This is a genomic window from Kribbella sp. VKM Ac-2569 (assembly GCF_004216905.1).
In the GTDB taxonomy this organism is placed as follows: domain Bacteria; phylum Actinomycetota; class Actinomycetes; order Propionibacteriales; family Kribbellaceae; genus Kribbella.
The window spans coordinates 444,463-460,120 of sequence record NZ_SGXJ01000006.1 but is presented as its reverse complement, the minus strand read 5'-3'; the positions used below and the strand labels follow the sequence as shown (position 1 = coordinate 460,120).

Below are 15,658 nucleotides of genomic sequence, written 5' to 3'. Positions count from 1 at the left end.
CGCCTCGCCCGCATCGTCTTCAACCACCTCACTACCGACCAACCCACCGCGAGAACCACCCTCGCAGCCGCGGCTTGACATAGGAGAAACGCATGAGCGTGATCGCGCAGATCTTCGTCGTCGTCGCGGGTGTGTTCCATGTGGTCGTGTTCGCCATGGAAAGCGTGCTGTTCCGGAAGCCGAGCACCTACCGGCGGTTCCTGGTGAAGGACACCGAGGTCGAGACCGCTCGGCCGTGGGCGTTCAACCAGGGCTTCTACAACCTGTTCCTGGCGATCGGTGCGCTCGGCGGGCTGATCTGGGGCGGCGACAAGGGTCACGCGATCGCGCTGTTCGCCTGCGCGTGCATGGCTGGCGCGGGCATCGTGCTCCTCGCCTCCGACCGTCGCATGCTCCGTGCCGCCGCCACCCAGGCTGTGCCGCCGATCCTCGCGCTCGTTCTCGCTGCGACTCTCTAGTTGACTTAAAGTGCACTTGAGCAACGATGGTCGTCGTCATGACCATCGTTGCCGAGCCAACTGTTGAGACAGGCGGCGTCCTTTCACCGCAGTACCGCGCACTGACCGTCGGGATGGTCGCGCTGATCACCCTGGTCGCGTTCGAGTCCCTGGCGGTCGCGACCGCGATGCCGACCGTTGCGCAGGCGCTCGACGGCCTTCCGCTGTACGCGCTCGCGTTCGGCGGCCCGCTCGCCTCCGGTGTGGTCGCGATGGTTGTCTCCGGCACCTGGAGCGACCTGAAAGGCCCGACCCGTCCGCTCTGGCACGGTACGGCGTGGTTCCTGGCCGGGCTGCTGATCGCGGGCCTGGCGCCGTCGATGGAGATCCTCGTCGCGGGCCGCATCATCCAAGGCTTCGGCTCCGGCCTGCTCACGGTCGCGCTGTACGTCGTCGTGGGTCAGCTGTACCCGGCCCGCCTCCGCCCGCGGATCTTCGCCGCGTTCGCGACCGGCTGGGTCGTACCGTCCCTAGTCGGTCCCGCGATCGCCGGCTTGGTCGTCGAGCACTCCAGTTGGCGGCTCGTGTTCCTCGCCGTACCGGCGATCGCGATCCCGGCCGCGCTCGTCATGCGTCCCGGTCTGGCTCGCGGGAGCGCGTACGACATACGTCCGGGAAAGCTGTGGGACAAGCGGGCGCTGTGGGCAGTCGCGGCCGCTGTAGGTGTTGGGCTGCTGCACTACGGCGGGCAGCAGCGTGGCGTCGTACAGATCGTGCTGCTCCTGGTCGGTTTGGCAGGGGTGATCGCGTTCGGGCCGCGGCTGTTGCCATCCGGGACGTTCGCGTTCGGGCGCGGGCTGCCGTCGGTGGTCGCACTGCGCGGGCTGGTGGCGGCCTCCGGGTTCGGCGCCGAGGTGTTCTTGCCGTTGATGCTCACCCGGGAACGCGGCCTGTCACCGGCGTTCGCCGGTCTCGTACTGACGGTCAGCGCGCTGAGCTGGTCCGCTGCGTCGTGGTACCGCGGCCGGCCGAACCAGCCGTTCTCCCACGCGGTCTTCCTGCAGGCCGGCATGCTCGCGATCCTGGTCGGCATCGTCACGGCTGCACTGACGCTCAACCCGGAGGTGCCGGTACTGGTCGGCATCCTCGGCTGGAGCCTTACCGGCCTGGGCATGGGAACTGTGTTCCCGACCCTGTCGGTGCTGGTCCTGGAGTACTCCGAACGCGACGAGCAGGGCGCCAACAGCTCCGCCCTGCAACTCAGCGACTCGTTGTCGACCGCAACGATCCTCGCGATCGGCGGTTCGCTGTTCGCCGCAATGGAACCCCACTCCGCCGTACTGGCCTACCTGGTCGCCTTCGGCCTCCCGGCCCTACTAGCACTCCTCGGCGTACCCGCAGGCCGCCGTACCGCTACTCCTTAGAGCCGGTGACCGCGATACTGGCGCCGAGGCCGATGATCATGAGGCCGCCGGTGCCGCCGACCAGTTCGAGCCGGCGGGGTGAGCGGGCGAACCACTCGCGCGCCGTACCGGCCACGAACGCCCAGACGCTGTCCGAGCAGAGCGCGATCAGAATGAAGATCAGCCCGAGCACCAAGATCTGCGTCCACGCCGGTGCACTGGCCCCCTTGTCGACGAACTGCGGCAGCACAGCAGCAAAGAACACCGCCGTCTTCGCGTTCGTCACCCCCACCAGGAACCCCTGCCGGATGGTCCGCCGGGTAGTGCTCGGCTTCGCCGTACCGCGCATCGCGTCGACCAACGACTTCCGCGAACGAAACGCCTGCACCCCGAGATAGATCAGGTACGCCGCACCAACGAGCTTCACCACGGTCAGCGCCACCGCACTCGCAGCGATCAGCGTCCCGAGCCCGACCGAGATCCCACCCAGCAAAACCGCCGCGCCGAGCGTGTTCCCCACCATCGTCAACACCGCCTCCCGCCGCCCAACCGCCAGCGCCCGCCCGACGATGAACAACACACTCGGCCCCGGCACAACGATGATGATGAACGCAGTAACAGCAAACGCAAACAAATGCTGAGCAGACGGCATCTCCTCAGAGTAAGGGACCGCATCCCAGGCTGCGAGCGCCTCGTCGCCGCAGGGCTCACCAGGGTAGGGTGCTTGTAAAGTAACCGACTTTGTCCTCTGTGCTTTGAAAGTAACGTTTAGATGTTACTATCAAAGCGTGAGGAGGTGAGTTTATGCGAGCGGTCGATGTGTTGGAGACGCTGGAGGTTCTTGGTTCCAGCCAGTGGGGACTGGTGACTACCACCCAGGCGCATGAGGCAGGCCTGTCCAAGATGCACCTGTCCCGCCTTGCCAACCATGGCACCGTGCAACGGGTACGCCATGGCGTCTACGCGCTTCCCTCCGCCGACGCGGGACCGTTGCAAGGCCTGCGTGCAGCCTGGCTGGCCACCGCTAGTCGGCCGTTGGGGAACCAGCCGCTGGCTGTTGTGTCTGGTGAGTCAGCGGCAGCCGTGCATGGGCTCGGCGACCTACTGCCCTCCAAGTACGAGTTCACTACCGCGGTACGGCGGCAGACCACGCAGCCGGACACCCGGTACCGCAAACGCAACTTGCCGGACGAAGGCATCACCCGGGTCAACGGGCTACCGGTGACCACCGTTGCCCGCACTGTTAGAGACCTGGCAACGGGAGGTACCGACTTCGACCACCTCGCCAATGTGGTCCGAGATGCTCTCACTACCCACAACATCGCTTCCAGCACTCTCGTACAGGCACTCGAGTCAGCGGCGGGGCGCTTCGGATCCCCCGACGGGAACGCTCTGCTCGCCGACTTGCTGAAAGCAACCGGCTACCGACCTGACACTCACATCGTGGAGTTGATGGCCCCCGAGTTGCAGGAGGAGTTCCTCCGATCAGTCGCGCCTGAGCTCAACGATCTCGTCCGCCAAGCCGTTGCCAAGCAATTCCGACAACTAGCGCCGAACCTCGACCTCTCAGTGACTCATCACCCGCACGAACAAGCAGCTGCCGCCCCTCGGCAGAACAGGAAGGCCGACGATGGCGCAACCGCTGACCCAGTTGGAAGCGAACCGCCTGAGGCAGTCGCTGGGAACCAAACTGGCCAACGAGGCCAAGAGCCGCGGCGTCGCAGCTGATCCGATCCGCAAGCAGTACATCTTCACGATCTTCCTCAGCCGCATCTTCCAGAACTCCGATGCTCCTTGGGTGCTGCTGGGTGGCAACGCTCTGCTGATCCGAACCGGCGGCGGCCGATTCACCCAGGATGTCGACCTGGCCCGCGAGGAACCGTGGACCAGTCTCGAAGACGCATTGTCCGAACTCCGGCAGCTTTCCAGCCGACCGCACCACGGCGACCCGTTCGAGTTCGAGCTGTATGCAGTCACCACACATCGGGAAGCTGACCCGTACGGTTACGGCATCGAAACCGCCAAAGTCAAGGCTCGAGTCCGCCTTGGCGGTCAAGAGTTCGAGAGTTTCAGCATCGATCTGAGCACACGGCGACACCTCGATGCACCGGTTGACCAGGTGCCGCTGAAGCCGATCATCGATCACGAGACCCTGCGTGACCTCCCAGCGGTCCCCACTACCCCGATCGAACATCACCTGGCTGACAAGATCTGCGCCCTCTACGAACTGCACGGCGACGACGGTGACGAGGCATCAACGCGCTACCGCGACCTGGCCGACGTCGTCCGGATCGTTGCAGCGATCCCGTTCGATGCCGGCCGGCTGTCGACGGTTCTTCAACGGGAGGCGGGGCGTCGCCAAATGGAACTGCCGGTCAATGTCCAAGCGCCGAGCGAAGCCTGGGTCGCCGGCTTTCCCCGGTCCGCCGCAGGGTTCGCGCAGTACCCGCAGGAGTACTGCGACCTGAACGCAGCCCTGACGTTCTGCGACACCTGCCTGAGCGAGATCCTCAACGGCCGTCGAACCAACGGCACCTGGAATCCAGACAAACGCTCCTGGCAGTAGGTCCGTCTCCGGTTCGCGGGCGGAGGTGGGATAGGTCACCGGCGCGCCGTGGTGCGTTGACCGGGGGGTGGGCGGGCCCCTACGGTTCGAGGGTCAACCTGCGGTGCCATGAGGGAAGCCGGTGAGAAGCCGGCGCGGCCGCGCCACTGTGATCGAGTTTCGGCTCGTAAGTCAGGACGCTCGGGCACTCGCAGCCTTTCTAAGGGGACGCGCACTTCCCCAGGAGGTTCAGTTCAGATGGCAGCTCCTGCCCAGTCGGTCGCCGTACCGGCTCTTTCTCCCAAGCTTCTCGCCGCCGCGCTGCTCAGCGTCGGCGTGATGCTCCTGCTCGCGTATCTGGTCGGGTTCGACCAGGGTGCGGTGTCCCGGTCCGGGATGTACCTGCACGAGCTGATGCACGACGGTCGCCACCTTCTCGGCGTCCCCTGTCACTAACGACATGCGCACCTTCGGATCGCTCCTGGTGCGCGGACTGATCGTCGGACTCTTCGCCGGCCTGCTGGCCGGAACGTTCGCCTATGTACTGGGCGAGCCGCGTGTCGACGCGGCGATCGCGATCGAAGAGGCCGGCGGTCACGCGCACACCCATGACCATGGCGACAGCACTGAGCCTGCCGCCGAAGAGGAAGAGCCGCTCGTCAGCCGTGACGGCCAGCGGGCCGGCTTGTTCCTCGCCACCAGCCTGTACGGCGTTGCGCTCGGCGGACTGTTCGCCGTCGCGTTCACGCTGCTCCGCCGGAAGCTCAGGACCGGGAACGACGCGTACGCCGCGCTCGGACTCGCCGCGGCGGGGTTCGTCGGCATCGTGCTGGTCCCGTTCCTCAAGTACCCGCCGAATCCACCTGCGGTCGGTGATCCGGACACGATCACTCGCCGTACGGTCACCTATCTCCTGACCCTGGTGATCGGCCTGCTCGCGGTTTGGGCCGGAGTCGCGCTGTCGCGGTGGGCTTCGCGGTACGGCGAGGTCGCCCGGCTCGCGGGGGGTGTCGTCGGGCTGGTCGTCACCGTGGCGGCGGCGTACCTGATTCTGCCGCGGATCAACGAGGTTCCGGAGACGTTCCCCGCTACGCTGCTGTGGCAGTTCCGGTTCGCCTCGCTCGGTACGCAGGCGACGCTGTGGCTCCTGCTCGGATTCGGGTATGCGGTCGCGGTGGACCGCCGGCCGATCCGATCGAAGGTAGCTGCCGCTTGACCGCACCACCCCAGTCTCTGACCCTGCTCGCGCATGCCCTGACGCCCGCGTTGCGCGGACTCGTGCTCGGTGGGGACGCCGGGCCGGACCCGGCGAGTGTCGAGGCGGCGCGGGGGCTGAAGTTGTCTGCCGATGCCGTGTACGCCGGGCCGGAGCAGGCCGCCGTACGCACGGCCGCCGTACTCGGGTTCGACCCGGTGGTGGAGCCGGCGCTGCGGGATCGTGAGTACGGCGAGTGGGCCGGACGCGGGCTGGAGGAACTGCTCGCGTCTGAGCCGTCGCGAGTGGCGGCGTGGCTCGAGCGGCCGCACACCGCCACGCCGGGTGGCGAGACGGAGAACGACGTGCTCGCCCGGGTCGCCGATTGGCTGGGCGATCTGGCGGCGCGAGAGCACGGCTCGACGCTGGCAGTCGTCCATCCGGCGGTCGTCCGCGCGATCGTCCTGTACGTCGTCGACGCGCCGGCGGAGTCGCTGCGACACATCGACGTACGCCCCTTGGCCACGGTCAACCTCTTGTACCACTCGGGCAACTGGTCGCTGGCCTTGACACCTTAGGCCTGACAAACTGCGGTTGGCCCGGTTGCACGCCCAGGTGACCGGCTGTCACGGGGAGTCACGATGCCTGAGTCCGACCAGCTTGCCGAACGGTTCCGTGCCAACCATGCCGTGCTCGTCGCGGCTCGCGACCGGCTGCAGGCCGCCGTCGACGGCGGTACGGCGAGTGACGATCAGCGGAAGCGGCTGGACACGGTCAAGGAGCTGCTCACCCCGGTCACCGTCAGCGACGTCGATGCCGAGGGCAACGTCGTCGAGGTTCAACGGCCGCGGCAGTTCCTCAAGGTCGATCCCGAGGGGCAGGGCCGCGCGGTCGAGGTCCTCGGCGATCTCCAGGCGGCGAAGAACATCGCGGTGCTGGTGCCCGGGATGGGGAACAGCCTGGACACGTTCCGCGGGCAGTCGGACCGCGGTGACCTGATCAAGCAGGAGGCCGGCCCGGGTACGGCGGTCGTGGTGTGGCTCGACTACGACTCGCCACAGGGTCTGGTGCAGGCCGCGAGCAAGGATGCCGCGATCGAGGCCGGGCCGCGGCTCGCGGAGTTCCTGAACGAGGTCGACGAGCTGAAGGCCGAGGACGCGGACGTCTCGCTGGTCGCGCATTCGTACGGCACCGAGGTGGCCGCGCAGGCGGTGATGGCGGGCGCCCGGCCGAAGCGGCTGGTGATGACGGGCTCGCCGGGCATCGCGAAGTACGTCGACGAGGCCGCCGACTTCGTGCAGCCGCCGACCCGGCTGTACACCGAGCGCGCCCCAGGGGACTACGTCTCGTACACCGAGTGGCACGGACCCGATCCGGCGAACTTCTCGGACGCGATCCGGATGGCGACCAGCGATCCACGGGTCGGCGACGACCCGGTGTCGGTGCACTGGCACAACGAGTACTACCGGCCGAACAGCGAGTCGCTCCGCAACATCGGGCGCGTGGTCCGGGGCGATCTGATGTCGATCACGACCACGAACACAAGCCGATCCGCCGAGACCAAGCTCCTCCTCGGCACGTCGTGGGGCGGCCCGTTGAACGCTGTCGCCGGGGCGGCGTCCAAGGTGTACGACGGTGTTGTGGCCCTCACAAAACCGTCGAAGGAGTCGGCCGGAGCGGCCGCCGGACAAACCGCTTCAGGGCGGTCGAACGGCGCAGGACGAGGCTCGGAAGGGAGGCAGCGATGACGGGCGAGCGGGAGTTCCTGCGGAGCGAGTTGCTGGCGGTGGCTGAGGCCGTCGTACCCGATCAGCGGCCGGTCGTGACGCACGACCCGGGGCCGGTGAATCCCGGCGTACTGTTCGACGGCCGCGGGACGGCCACCGTCTCCAGGGTCACCGTCGAGACCGGCAACCCGCAGTCGCCGGACCCGGCGGCCGCCGTCGACGCTGCGGCCGCGGCGTTGCGCGCCCGCGGCTGGACCGCGGACGTCGTACCTCCGGAGAACGGTCATTATCGGGTCGCCGCCAGCCGCGACGGCTTCGAGGTCGCCGTCCACGCGTGGTCTGCGGACTGGCGGATAACGTTCACCGGGGAGACTCCTGTCGTTTCTTGAGACCGAAACGCGGCGTGTCCTCGCGGCGCTTGGCTGCACGGTGTATCACGGAAGCGTGACCTTGACCGAAGCTCGCAATTACCTCCGCTCGGAACTCCTCGCGGTGGCGGCGATTGTCGTACCCGACCAGACACCGACGGTGACCCAGGACGTCGGCCCTGTCGGCCAGGGCGCACTGTCCGACGAAAGCGGCCCGGAGTCGGTCTGCACGATCACCGTCGAGACCGGCGACCCCACCACCACGCCCGACCCCGAGGCTCAGATCGGCTTCGCCGCCGAAACCCTCGAGTCCCGCGGCTGGAAGGTCACCGTCTCCGAGCCCGCCGAAGGCCGCCACGAACTGACCGCCCGCCGCCAGGGCTACGACCTCACCGTCAGCGCGCAAACCACCGATTGGCGCCTGACCCTCACCGGCCAGACGCCGTACGTCGACGATCTGTAGGGGGATCCGTACTGTCGCCTACGATGCACTGGCAAGCGTTTGTCCCAGTGTCTCGTGAGGTGAGCGATGTCCGAGGACCTCGATGCGCTGATCCTGCGGGTGCGGGACCTGCCGCACGACCGGGCGGTCGGCGAGGTCGACACCTTCTTCCGGTCGCTCCCCAGCGAGACGGCGAAGGCCCTGGCGGAGAGTCGTCCTGAGCAGGTCGGACCCTTGGAGGGGGCGCCGCCCGAGCTGCGGTACCGGGCCAACCACCTGATCCTGGTGGCCGCACAGCAGCGACTACACGCGTTGGTCGAGAGCCGGGAAGCGACCCTTGCGCAGCGCCGGCGGCTGGTGACGATCAACGAGATGCTCCAGCCGGCCGGCAAACGCCTCGATGTCGACGCCGACGGGAAACGGGTCGAGGTCGACGTACCTCGGCAGTTCCTGCTCGTCGAGCCCGAGGGGCAAGGCCGGATGATCGAGGTGCAGGGCGACCTTCGGACCGCCCGCAACATCGCCGTACTGGTGCCGGGGATGAACAACGACCTGGAGCGCGTGCGTTCGCAGTCGGTGCGGGCGAAGGAGATCGGTGAGGAAGCCGGCCCGGGTACGGCGACGGTGGTGTGGCTCGGGTATCACGCGCCGCTGGGGCTGACCGAGGGCAGATCCACCGAGAGTTCTCGTGCGGCCGCGCCGTTGCTGTGCCGTTTCCAGGAAGGACTCGCGGTCGTCGCGCCGGACGCCAAGATCACGCTGATCGGGAACAGCTACGGCGCCCAGGTCGTCTCCCGGGCGATGCTCGAACGGGCTCGCGCGCACCGGTACCTGTTGACCGGCAGCCCCGGAGCCGACCCGCGCGTCACCTCTGCCGCGCAGATGACACCGCCCGGCACTGAGCTCTTCGCGGTGGCACGGTCGCGCGGGGACTACGTGTCGTACGCCGAACAGCACGGGCCGGATCCGGCGTCGTTTCCGGACGTCGTGCGGATCGAGACCGACAACGAGCGGGTCCAGATCACCGGGCACATGGGCTACTTCAACAAGAACAGCGAGTCGATGACCAACGTCGGCCGGATCGTGCGCGGCGACCTGGACGCGATCACGCTGGCGGCCCGCACGACGCCCGCAGAGGAGAGCCGAGTGCTGGGCACGTCCTGGGCGGGCCCGTTACGTACGCTCGGGCAGTCCAAGGCGGCCGTACCGATCTCGAAGGTGTTCGACGGGCTCGCGACGCTGCGCACGGTCGCCTCGACGCCGTCGAGGAAGACCGTCCTGGAAAGCACCCGACGCTCCCGCACGCAGGAAGGACCCGAACGATGACGTTGACCGAGGCGCGCGATTTCCTCCGCGCGGAGCTCCTCGCGGCGGCGGCAGGCGCCGTTCCGGGCTACGAAGGCGTCGTTACCCACGACGTCGGCCCGGTGAACCCCGGAGTACTGTCCGACGGCAGCGGTCCGGACACGATCTGCTCGATCACCGTCGAGAACGGCGACCCGTCCGTCACCGACCCGGCCGGCGAACTCGCCGCCGCTGTCGCAGCCCTGACTGCCCGCGGCTGGCACGCCGTCGTCGCGCCGGTCGAGAACGGCCACCACCGAGCCACCGCCGAACGCGACGGCTTCCAGGTCACCATCCACGCCTGGGACAACGAATGGCGTCTCACCCTCTCCGGTGAAACCCCGTCGATCCCGGCATAAGCCTCAGGCCCGCCGTTCCGCGGCGCTGCGGAGGACGCAGAATTCGTTGCCTTCGGGGTCCTGCATGGTGACCCAGCCGGTGCCGTCCGGGTTGCGGTGGTCGTGGGCGATGGTCGCGCCGAGAGTGAGGAGCCAGGCGACTTCCTCGTCGCGGGGGCCGTCGGGTTCGAGGTCCAGGTGGCCGCGGTTCTTCACGACCTTCTCGTCGTTGTTCTGTTCGAAGAGCACGGTGAGGCCGTCGGTCGGGACCGAGGCGTACGGCTCGCCGGGAAGGTCGTCGTCGGGACGCTCGGCCTTCAGGACCTGCAGCCAGAAGCCGGCGATCTCGTAGGGGTCGTGGGCATCGAACGTCACCGTACGCACGCGAGAAGTCATGCGCAGAGGCTACTTCCGGAAGAACAGCCGGTCCTCGGGAATTTCCGGATCCAGGTACGGCGTGAAGCCCGCGGCGACTGCGATCTCGGTGAGGGCGTGCCCGGTCCAGCGGTGGACGTAGATGTTCATCGGATGGCCGCCGTACCCGGACGTCTTGTGGTTCGATTCCTCGCCGACGTGGAAACCCATCAGGAGGACGCCGCCGGGGCTGAGCACGCGATGGAACTCGGCGAACGCCTGCGGTACGACGTCGCGGGGGAGGTGGATGATCGACCACCACGACACAACGCCGGCGACCGAGTCGGCCGGTACGTCGAGCGCGGTCATCGAGCCGACGCGGAAGTCGAGCTCCGGGTGGTCGCGGCGGGCGACCTCGATCATCCCGGGCGAGAGATCGATCCCGACGACCTGCAGCTCCCGCGCAGCCAGCAGTCCGGTCGTCCGCCCCGGTCCACACCCGACATCCAGCACGGCCCTCGAGTCGCCGGGCAAGAGCTCGGCGAGGAGGTCGAAGGCCGTGTCTTCCCAGTCGGCGCCGGTCACGACGAGTTCGGCGTACGACGGTGCGACGTTGTCGTACGAGGTGCTGATGTCGGTGAGGTAGTCGGTCACCCGGCCGACCCTAAGGCCGGCCGGGGACAGTTTTCAGGCCTTGCCGAGGGACTGCTTCTGGCGGCCGAGGCCCTCGATCTCGAGCTCCATCGTGTCGCCGGGCGACAGGTACGGGAACCGGCCGGACAGCGCGACGCCCTCCGGTGTGCCGGTGTTCACGATGTCGCCAGGGCTCAGCACCATGTACTGCGAGAGGTCGCGGATGAGCGCCGCCACCGAGAAGATCATGTCCTGCGTGTTCGAGTCCTGCCGCGGCTCGCCGTTCACGAACGACTTCAGCTGCAGGTTCTGCACGTCCGAGACCTCGTCAGCCGGAACCAAAGAAGGCCCGAGCGGGTTGAACGTCTCGCAGCACTTCCCCTTCGACCACTGGCCGCCGGAGACCTCGATCTGGAACGCGCGCTCGGACACGTCGTTCGAGACGGCGTACCCGGCGATGCACGCGAGCGTGTCCTCGTCGGTCTCGACGTACCGTGCCTCCTTGCCGATGACGACCGCGAGCTCGACCTCCCAGTCGGTCTTCGCGGAGCCGCGCGGCACCAGTACGTCGTCGTACGCGCCGACGACCGTGTTCGGGTGCTTGAAGAAGACGATCGGCTGCTTCGGCGGCTCGGCGCCGGACTCGGCGGCGTGTGCCGCGTAGTTCTGCCCGATGCAGACCACGGCGCCCGGCCGTGCGATCGGCGCGCCGACCCGCAGTCCCTCGGTGACGGCCACCGGCAGCTCTCCGGCCTCGAGCGCGGCGCGGGTCCGGGCGATGCCGTCGGCGGCGAGGAATGCCCCGTCGATGTCGGCGGTGAGCGGGCTCAGGTCGTGAACGGTGCCGTCGGCGGCGCGCACGTACGGGCGCTCCTCGCCGACCGCGCCGAGGCGCAGCAGTTCCACAAATGTCTCCCTAGGACGGATCGATCTTGTCGAAGATGGGCCGCAGCCGGGCGCGGGAGGCCTCGATGTGTGACCGCATCGCCGCGGCCGCTTCCTCCGGGTTGCCCTTACGGACGGCGGTCACCACTGCCTTGTGCTCTCGCAACGCCTTCGTCGCGATGCCGCCACCGTAGTACAGCCGGAACAGGTGCAGGTGGCAGTGTGTCCGCTGGAAGGACAGCCGCGCAGTCTCGTTGCCGGACAGCTCCAGAACCAGGTCGTGGAACCGCTGGTCGTGCGCGGCCATCGCCCGATAGCTCTCGTACGACGGACGATCCGGTACGTCGGTGTAGCTGAGCATCTCCGCCTTGAGCCGCGCCAGGTCGTCGGCGCCCGACCGCTCGGCGGCACGCCCGGCCGCCCACGGCTCGATGTGCAGGCGGTACTCGAACAGGTCGTCGAACTCGTCGCGGGTCAGCCGGGACGACACCCGGTACCCGCGCAGCGGCTCCTTGATCACCAGGCCGTCGGACTCCAGCCGGGCCAGCGACTCCCGGATCGGGGTCTGTGAAATGCCCAGCTCACGGGTCAGCGCATCGATGTTCAACCGGGTGCCCGGCTCCACCACGCTGTCCATGATCAGGCCCTTGACCGTCTCGTAGACGTCGTCACTCAGCACCTGTCGCTGCGGCAGGCGGGCGAGCTGCCCCGCCAGGCCCACGTGCGCATCCGTCACTCTCGCCCGCTCCTCCCGCACTGTGCTCTGCCACGCTGTGTTACTCCAACGCCGGGCCTCATTCTGCCCGACTCGCAGTCCGTCTTGACGGGTCCAGTGTGAAGCGGGAGCATCAGGTACGCAATATCCTATAGGATCTTGGAGGAAATCGGTGAGCTCTGCGATCGTCCGGGCCGAGGCGTACCTGGTCGACCTGGAGGTCGAGACGGTCCGCACCGACGCCGTCCAGGCCTTCCTGAAGCAGGAGACGATCTTCGTCTCCTTGTCGACATCCGACGGGCTGACCGGGCTCGGGTACTCGTACACGATCGGCACCGGTGGCACAGCCGTGCTCGCCTTGCTGCGGGACCACCTGTTGCCGCGACTCGTCGGTGCGGACGCCCGCAACGTGGAGGCAATCTGGTCCGACCTGTTCTGGTCCACGCATGCCACGACTGTTGGTGCGATCAGTTCACTCGCTCTGGCGTCCGTTGACACCGCTCTATGGGATCTGCGGTGCCAGCGGGCCGGTGAGCCGCTGTGGCGGCTGGCCGGTGGCTACCGGCAGCGGGTGCCGTTGTACGACACGGAGGGCGGCTGGTTGCACCTGTCAACGGATGAGCTGGTCGCCGGCGCACTGGCGTCACAGAAGGCCGGCTGGCCAGGTGTGAAGCTCAAGGTCGGGAAGCCGCGGCTGCACGAGGACGTGGAGCGGCTGCGGGCGGTTCGGGACGCGGTCGGGCCCGGGCTGGACATCATGGTCGACGCCAACCAGTCGATGACGTACCCCGAGGCTCGCCGGCGTGCCGCCGCGTTCGAGGCGGTAGACCTGTCCTGGTTCGAGGAGCCCTTGCCGGCCGACGATCTGACGGGGCACGTGCACCTGGCGGCGTCCACGTCGATCCCGATCGCCGTGGGGGAGTCGCTGTACTCCGTCTCGCAGTTCCGGGAGTACGTCGCTGCAGGCGGGGCCGGGATCGTCCAGGTGGACGTGGCGCGCGTCGGCGGGATCACGCCGTGGCTGAAGGTGGCGCATCTGGCCGAGACGTTCAACCTCGAGGTGTGCCCGCATTTCCTGATGGAGCTGCATGTCAGCCTCACGGCCGCCGTACCCAATGGGCGGTACGTCGAGCACATCCCACAACTGCGGGCGATCACCCGGTCCGAGATGACCGTCGTCGACGGGCACGCGGTCGCGCCCGATGTACCCGGTCTGGGGATCGACTGGAATGCTGATGCCATCGACGATCGGCGCGTTGCCTGAGTGAAGGGACCACACCAGCATGAGCAGGGTCGACGCACACCACCATGTCTGGGACCTGACCGTCCGCGAGCAGTCGTGGATGGTCGGACCGGAGCTGGATCCGATCCGGCGCAACTTCTCGCTCGCCGACCTGGCGCCGCTCGCCGCGGCCGCCGACGTGAGTGCAACCGTGCTCGTGCAAACCGTCGGCCTGGTTGCGGAAACAGTCGAATTCCTGGAGCTTGCCGCTGGCAACGATCTCGTGGTGGGCGTGGTTGGTTGGGTCGACCTGACCGCTGCCGACGTCGCTGACACGCTGGCGTCGCTCCAGGCCCGTCCGGACGGCTCGTACCTGAAGGCGATCCGCCACCAGGTCCATGACGAGCCTGACGTCGACTGGCTGCTGCGTCCCGACGTACAACGTGGTCTGGCTGCCGTTGCAGACGCCGGCCTCGCGTACGACCTCCTCACGAAGACGCCGCACCTTCCCGCCGCGATCCAGACTGTCCGCAACCTCCCGCAGCTCACGTTCGTCGTCGACCACATCTCCAAACCCGTTATCGGCGAGCCGCTGGACCCGTGGGCCACCCAACTCCGCGAGCTGGCGGCCCTCCCCAATGTCACCTGCAAACTCTCCGGCATGGTCACCGAGGCCGACTGGGCCAGCTGGAGCCCTAAAGACCTCCAGCCGTACGCCGACACCGTCCTGGAAGCCTTCGGCCCGAACCGGGTGATGTTCGGCTCGGACTGGCCGGTCTGCCTCCTCGCCGCGTCGTACGCCGACGTCGTTGCCACCGCGGAAACCCTCACGTCCACACTTTCCGCATCCGACCAACAGGCCGTCTTCAACACCACAGCCACCCGCACCTACAACCTCACCTGAGGCGGCGGACGTGGACCTTCGGGCGATCGAGCGCGCGGCGGACGCGTTTCAGCGGGGCCTGACCGCCGCGCAGATCGAGGCGGTTTGCCGGCGGGCGTTCGGTTCTGGCGTCGTGGCGGTGCGGGCCGTTGAGTTGGGGCTCGGGGGGTACAACAGCGTCTACCGGGTGGAGCTGGCTGGGAGCATCGACGCGGTGATTCTGCGGGCGGCGCCGCGGGAGGCGGTGCAGTTCGGGTCCGAGCTGCACCTGATGCGGAACGAGTATGCGAGCGTTCCTTGGCTGGCGGCGATTGCGCCTTTGATGCCGCAGGTGCTGGCCGTGGACTGGTCGCACGACATCGTCGACCGGGACTGGATGATCCAGACCTGCCTGGCAGGCGTTCCGGCGCCGGAGCACCTCGGCCGCTATCCACGATCCGGCCGTACGACGTTCTTCCGCCAACTCGGCGCGATCACCCGGACCGTGCACGACGTACGCGGGCCGTACTTCGGTCGCGTGGCCGGGCCGTCGTACGCGTCCTGGAGCGAGGCGGTGATCGCATCGTTCACGCAGATCGCCGACGACCTGGAGCAAGCGGGTCTCGACGGCGCCGACGTACGAAAGGCCGCCGAGCTCGCTGCGCAGGGGCGCGCGACGCTGGACGAAGTACGCGAGCCGCGGCTGCTGACGGGCGACCTGTGGACGGTGAACTGCCTCCTCGACGCGAACGCTCCCGAACCGTTGATCTCCGGCGTACTCGACTTCGACCGAACCGAGTTCGGCGACCCCGCCGCGGACTGGACCATCCGCATGGCCCAGGCGAAGAACGACGAACGCGAAGCCTTCTGGCAGTCGTACGGCGCCCTCGACCTCACGCCTGCCGCAGCCCACCGAGCCCGCATCTACGAGGCCCGCCACCTAGCCGCAATCCGCCTCGAACGCCACCGCCTGAACAACCCCAAAGCCGTCCACGAAAGCTACGACGCCCTGGCAAAGGTTCTGGCCCAACTCCGCTGAGCGACGCGATCAGCCGCAGCTGCCGGAGCGGGTGGCGACCAGCCAGATCCGGGGTTGTGCAACAGGCAATGGTGAGTCGGCACCTGGTATTTCCTGTCCCCAGTCACCACCGCCTGTCCCCACACGCCCCCGACTCGCCCCCGTCACCC

19 protein-coding genes and 1 riboswitch are annotated in these 15,658 nt (G+C 68.0%); of the genes, 14 read left to right on the top strand and 5 right to left on the bottom strand.

Annotation, left to right across the window (positions count from 1 at the left end):
• The first annotated feature begins 92 nt into the window (after positions 1-92).
• Entirely contained in the window at positions 93-458 is a 366-nt protein-coding gene (locus EV649_RS36315) for a DUF1304 domain-containing protein (RefSeq protein WP_130388214.1), read from the top strand.
• A gap of 38 nt (positions 459-496) precedes the next feature.
• Positions 497-1,861 (top strand): MFS transporter, encoded by a 1,365-nt coding sequence (locus EV649_RS36310; RefSeq protein ID WP_130388213.1) that lies wholly within the window; start codon positions 497-499, stop codon positions 1,859-1,861.
• Here EV649_RS36310 and EV649_RS36305 read toward each other — a convergent pair.
• Positions 1,851-2,492 carry a LysE family translocator gene (locus EV649_RS36305; protein ID WP_130388212.1) on the bottom strand — a complete coding sequence of 214 codons (642 nt, stop codon included), beginning with the start codon at positions 2,490-2,492 and terminating at the stop codon, positions 1,851-1,853. The genes EV649_RS36310 and EV649_RS36305 overlap by 11 nt on opposite strands.
• Before the next feature lie 978 nt (positions 2,493-3,470).
• Between EV649_RS36305 and EV649_RS36295 the strand changes: the two genes are divergently transcribed.
• The 9 genes from EV649_RS36295 to EV649_RS36255 all read left to right on the top strand — a co-directional run bounded on the left by EV649_RS36295 (position 3,471) and on the right by EV649_RS36255 (position 9,820).
• Positions 3,471-4,406 (top strand): nucleotidyl transferase AbiEii/AbiGii toxin family protein, encoded by a 936-nt coding sequence (locus EV649_RS36295; protein WP_130388210.1) that lies wholly within the window; start codon positions 3,471-3,473, stop codon positions 4,404-4,406.
• Between the two features lie 113 nt (positions 4,407-4,519).
• A riboswitch (cobalamin riboswitch) is annotated at positions 4,520-4,586 on the top strand.
• Between the two features lie 57 nt (positions 4,587-4,643).
• The gene (locus tag EV649_RS36290; RefSeq protein WP_130388209.1) at positions 4,644-4,841 is read left to right on the top strand and encodes a CbtB domain-containing protein; all 198 of its coding nucleotides are present in this window, start codon (positions 4,644-4,646) and stop codon (positions 4,839-4,841) included.
• A 4-nt stretch (positions 4,842-4,845) separates the two neighbouring features.
• Positions 4,846-5,601 carry a CbtA family protein gene (locus tag EV649_RS36285; protein ID WP_130388208.1) on the top strand — a complete coding sequence of 252 codons (756 nt, stop codon included), beginning with the start codon at positions 4,846-4,848 and terminating at the stop codon, positions 5,599-5,601.
• Positions 5,598-6,158 (top strand): histidine phosphatase family protein, encoded by a 561-nt coding sequence (locus EV649_RS36280; protein ID WP_130388207.1) that lies wholly within the window; start codon positions 5,598-5,600, stop codon positions 6,156-6,158. Before EV649_RS36285 ends, EV649_RS36280 begins: the two co-directional genes overlap by 4 nt.
• Before the next feature lie 63 nt (positions 6,159-6,221).
• Positions 6,222-7,328, top strand: coding sequence for an alpha/beta hydrolase (locus tag EV649_RS36275; RefSeq protein WP_130388206.1), 1,107 nt, complete (start codon positions 6,222-6,224; stop codon positions 7,326-7,328).
• On the top strand, positions 7,325-7,696 hold the full coding sequence (locus tag EV649_RS36270) for a hypothetical protein (protein WP_130388205.1): 372 nt from the start codon (positions 7,325-7,327) through the stop codon (positions 7,694-7,696). Before EV649_RS36275 ends, EV649_RS36270 begins: the two co-directional genes overlap by 4 nt.
• 55 nt (positions 7,697-7,751) lie before the next feature.
• A complete protein-coding gene (locus EV649_RS36265) occupies positions 7,752-8,138 on the top strand; it encodes a hypothetical protein (protein WP_241999120.1) in 387 nt (128 codons plus the stop codon).
• Positions 8,139-8,204: 66 nt separating this feature from the next.
• The gene (locus tag EV649_RS36260) at positions 8,205-9,443 is read left to right on the top strand and encodes an alpha/beta hydrolase (RefSeq protein WP_130388204.1); all 1,239 of its coding nucleotides are present in this window, start codon (positions 8,205-8,207) and stop codon (positions 9,441-9,443) included.
• Complete coding sequence (locus tag EV649_RS36255) at positions 9,440-9,820, top strand: hypothetical protein (RefSeq protein WP_241999110.1); 381 nt, start codon at positions 9,440-9,442, stop codon at positions 9,818-9,820. Before EV649_RS36260 ends, EV649_RS36255 begins: the two co-directional genes overlap by 4 nt.
• A 3-nt stretch (positions 9,821-9,823) precedes the next feature.
• Here the strand turns inward: EV649_RS36255 and EV649_RS36250 are convergent, their stop codons facing one another.
• The 4 genes from EV649_RS36250 to EV649_RS36235 are packed head-to-tail and all read right to left on the bottom strand — an operon-like array spanning position 9,824 to position 12,407.
• Positions 9,824-10,195, bottom strand: a complete 372-nt coding sequence (locus EV649_RS36250) for a VOC family protein (protein ID WP_130388203.1) — start codon at positions 10,193-10,195, stop codon at positions 9,824-9,826.
• Positions 10,196-10,204: 9 nt separating this feature from the next.
• Positions 10,205-10,807 carry a class I SAM-dependent methyltransferase gene (locus tag EV649_RS36245; RefSeq protein WP_157996379.1) on the bottom strand — a complete coding sequence of 201 codons (603 nt, stop codon included), beginning with the start codon at positions 10,805-10,807 and terminating at the stop codon, positions 10,205-10,207.
• A gap of 33 nt (positions 10,808-10,840) precedes the next feature.
• The gene (locus tag EV649_RS36240) at positions 10,841-11,692 is read right to left on the bottom strand and encodes a fumarylacetoacetate hydrolase family protein (RefSeq protein ID WP_130388201.1); all 852 of its coding nucleotides are present in this window, start codon (positions 11,690-11,692) and stop codon (positions 10,841-10,843) included.
• Between the two features lie 10 nt (positions 11,693-11,702).
• On the bottom strand, positions 11,703-12,407 hold the full coding sequence (locus tag EV649_RS36235) for a GntR family transcriptional regulator (RefSeq protein ID WP_130388200.1): 705 nt from the start codon (positions 12,405-12,407) through the stop codon (positions 11,703-11,705).
• Positions 12,408-12,558: 151 nt separating this feature from the next.
• On the opposite strand from EV649_RS36235, the gene EV649_RS36230 reads away from it, so the two are divergent.
• Genes EV649_RS36230 through EV649_RS36220 form a run of 3 tightly spaced genes read left to right on the top strand, consistent with a single transcriptional unit; the run spans position 12,559 to position 15,509 of the window.
• Positions 12,559-13,650 carry a mandelate racemase/muconate lactonizing enzyme family protein gene (locus EV649_RS36230; protein WP_241999109.1) on the top strand — a complete coding sequence of 364 codons (1,092 nt, stop codon included), beginning with the start codon at positions 12,559-12,561 and terminating at the stop codon, positions 13,648-13,650.
• A gap of 19 nt (positions 13,651-13,669) precedes the next feature.
• Positions 13,670-14,512: an amidohydrolase family protein gene (locus tag EV649_RS36225; protein WP_130388199.1), complete on the top strand. Its 843-nt coding sequence runs from the start codon at positions 13,670-13,672 to the stop codon at positions 14,510-14,512.
• A gap of 10 nt (positions 14,513-14,522) precedes the next feature.
• Complete coding sequence (locus tag EV649_RS36220) at positions 14,523-15,509, top strand: phosphotransferase (protein WP_130388198.1); 987 nt, start codon at positions 14,523-14,525, stop codon at positions 15,507-15,509.
• Positions 15,510-15,658: the final 149 nt, after the last annotated feature.

Excerpts from the sequence above, each read along its gene's own strand:
- EV649_RS36315 (WP_130388214.1), top strand. The coding sequence starts at position 93 with ATGAGCGTGATCGCGCAGATCTTCGTCGTCGTCGCGGGTGTGTTCCAT.
- EV649_RS36310 (WP_130388213.1), top strand. The coding sequence starts at position 497 with ATGACCATCGTTGCCGAGCCAACTGTTGAGACAGGCGGCGTCCTTTCA.
- EV649_RS36305 (WP_130388212.1), bottom strand. The coding sequence starts at position 2,492 with ATGCCGTCTGCTCAGCATTTGTTTGCGTTTGCTGTTACTGCGTTCATC.
- EV649_RS36295 (WP_130388210.1), top strand. The coding sequence starts at position 3,471 with ATGGCGCAACCGCTGACCCAGTTGGAAGCGAACCGCCTGAGGCAGTCG.
- EV649_RS36290 (WP_130388209.1), top strand. The coding sequence starts at position 4,644 with ATGGCAGCTCCTGCCCAGTCGGTCGCCGTACCGGCTCTTTCTCCCAAG.
- EV649_RS36285 (WP_130388208.1), top strand. The coding sequence starts at position 4,846 with ATGCGCACCTTCGGATCGCTCCTGGTGCGCGGACTGATCGTCGGACTC.
- EV649_RS36275 (WP_130388206.1), top strand. The coding sequence starts at position 6,222 with ATGCCTGAGTCCGACCAGCTTGCCGAACGGTTCCGTGCCAACCATGCC.
- EV649_RS36270 (WP_130388205.1), top strand. The coding sequence starts at position 7,325 with ATGACGGGCGAGCGGGAGTTCCTGCGGAGCGAGTTGCTGGCGGTGGCT.
- EV649_RS36260 (WP_130388204.1), top strand. The coding sequence starts at position 8,205 with ATGTCCGAGGACCTCGATGCGCTGATCCTGCGGGTGCGGGACCTGCCG.
- EV649_RS36255 (WP_241999110.1), top strand. The coding sequence starts at position 9,440 with ATGACGTTGACCGAGGCGCGCGATTTCCTCCGCGCGGAGCTCCTCGCG.
- EV649_RS36250 (WP_130388203.1), bottom strand. The coding sequence starts at position 10,195 with ATGACTTCTCGCGTGCGTACGGTGACGTTCGATGCCCACGACCCCTAC.
- EV649_RS36225 (WP_130388199.1), top strand. The coding sequence starts at position 13,670 with ATGAGCAGGGTCGACGCACACCACCATGTCTGGGACCTGACCGTCCGC.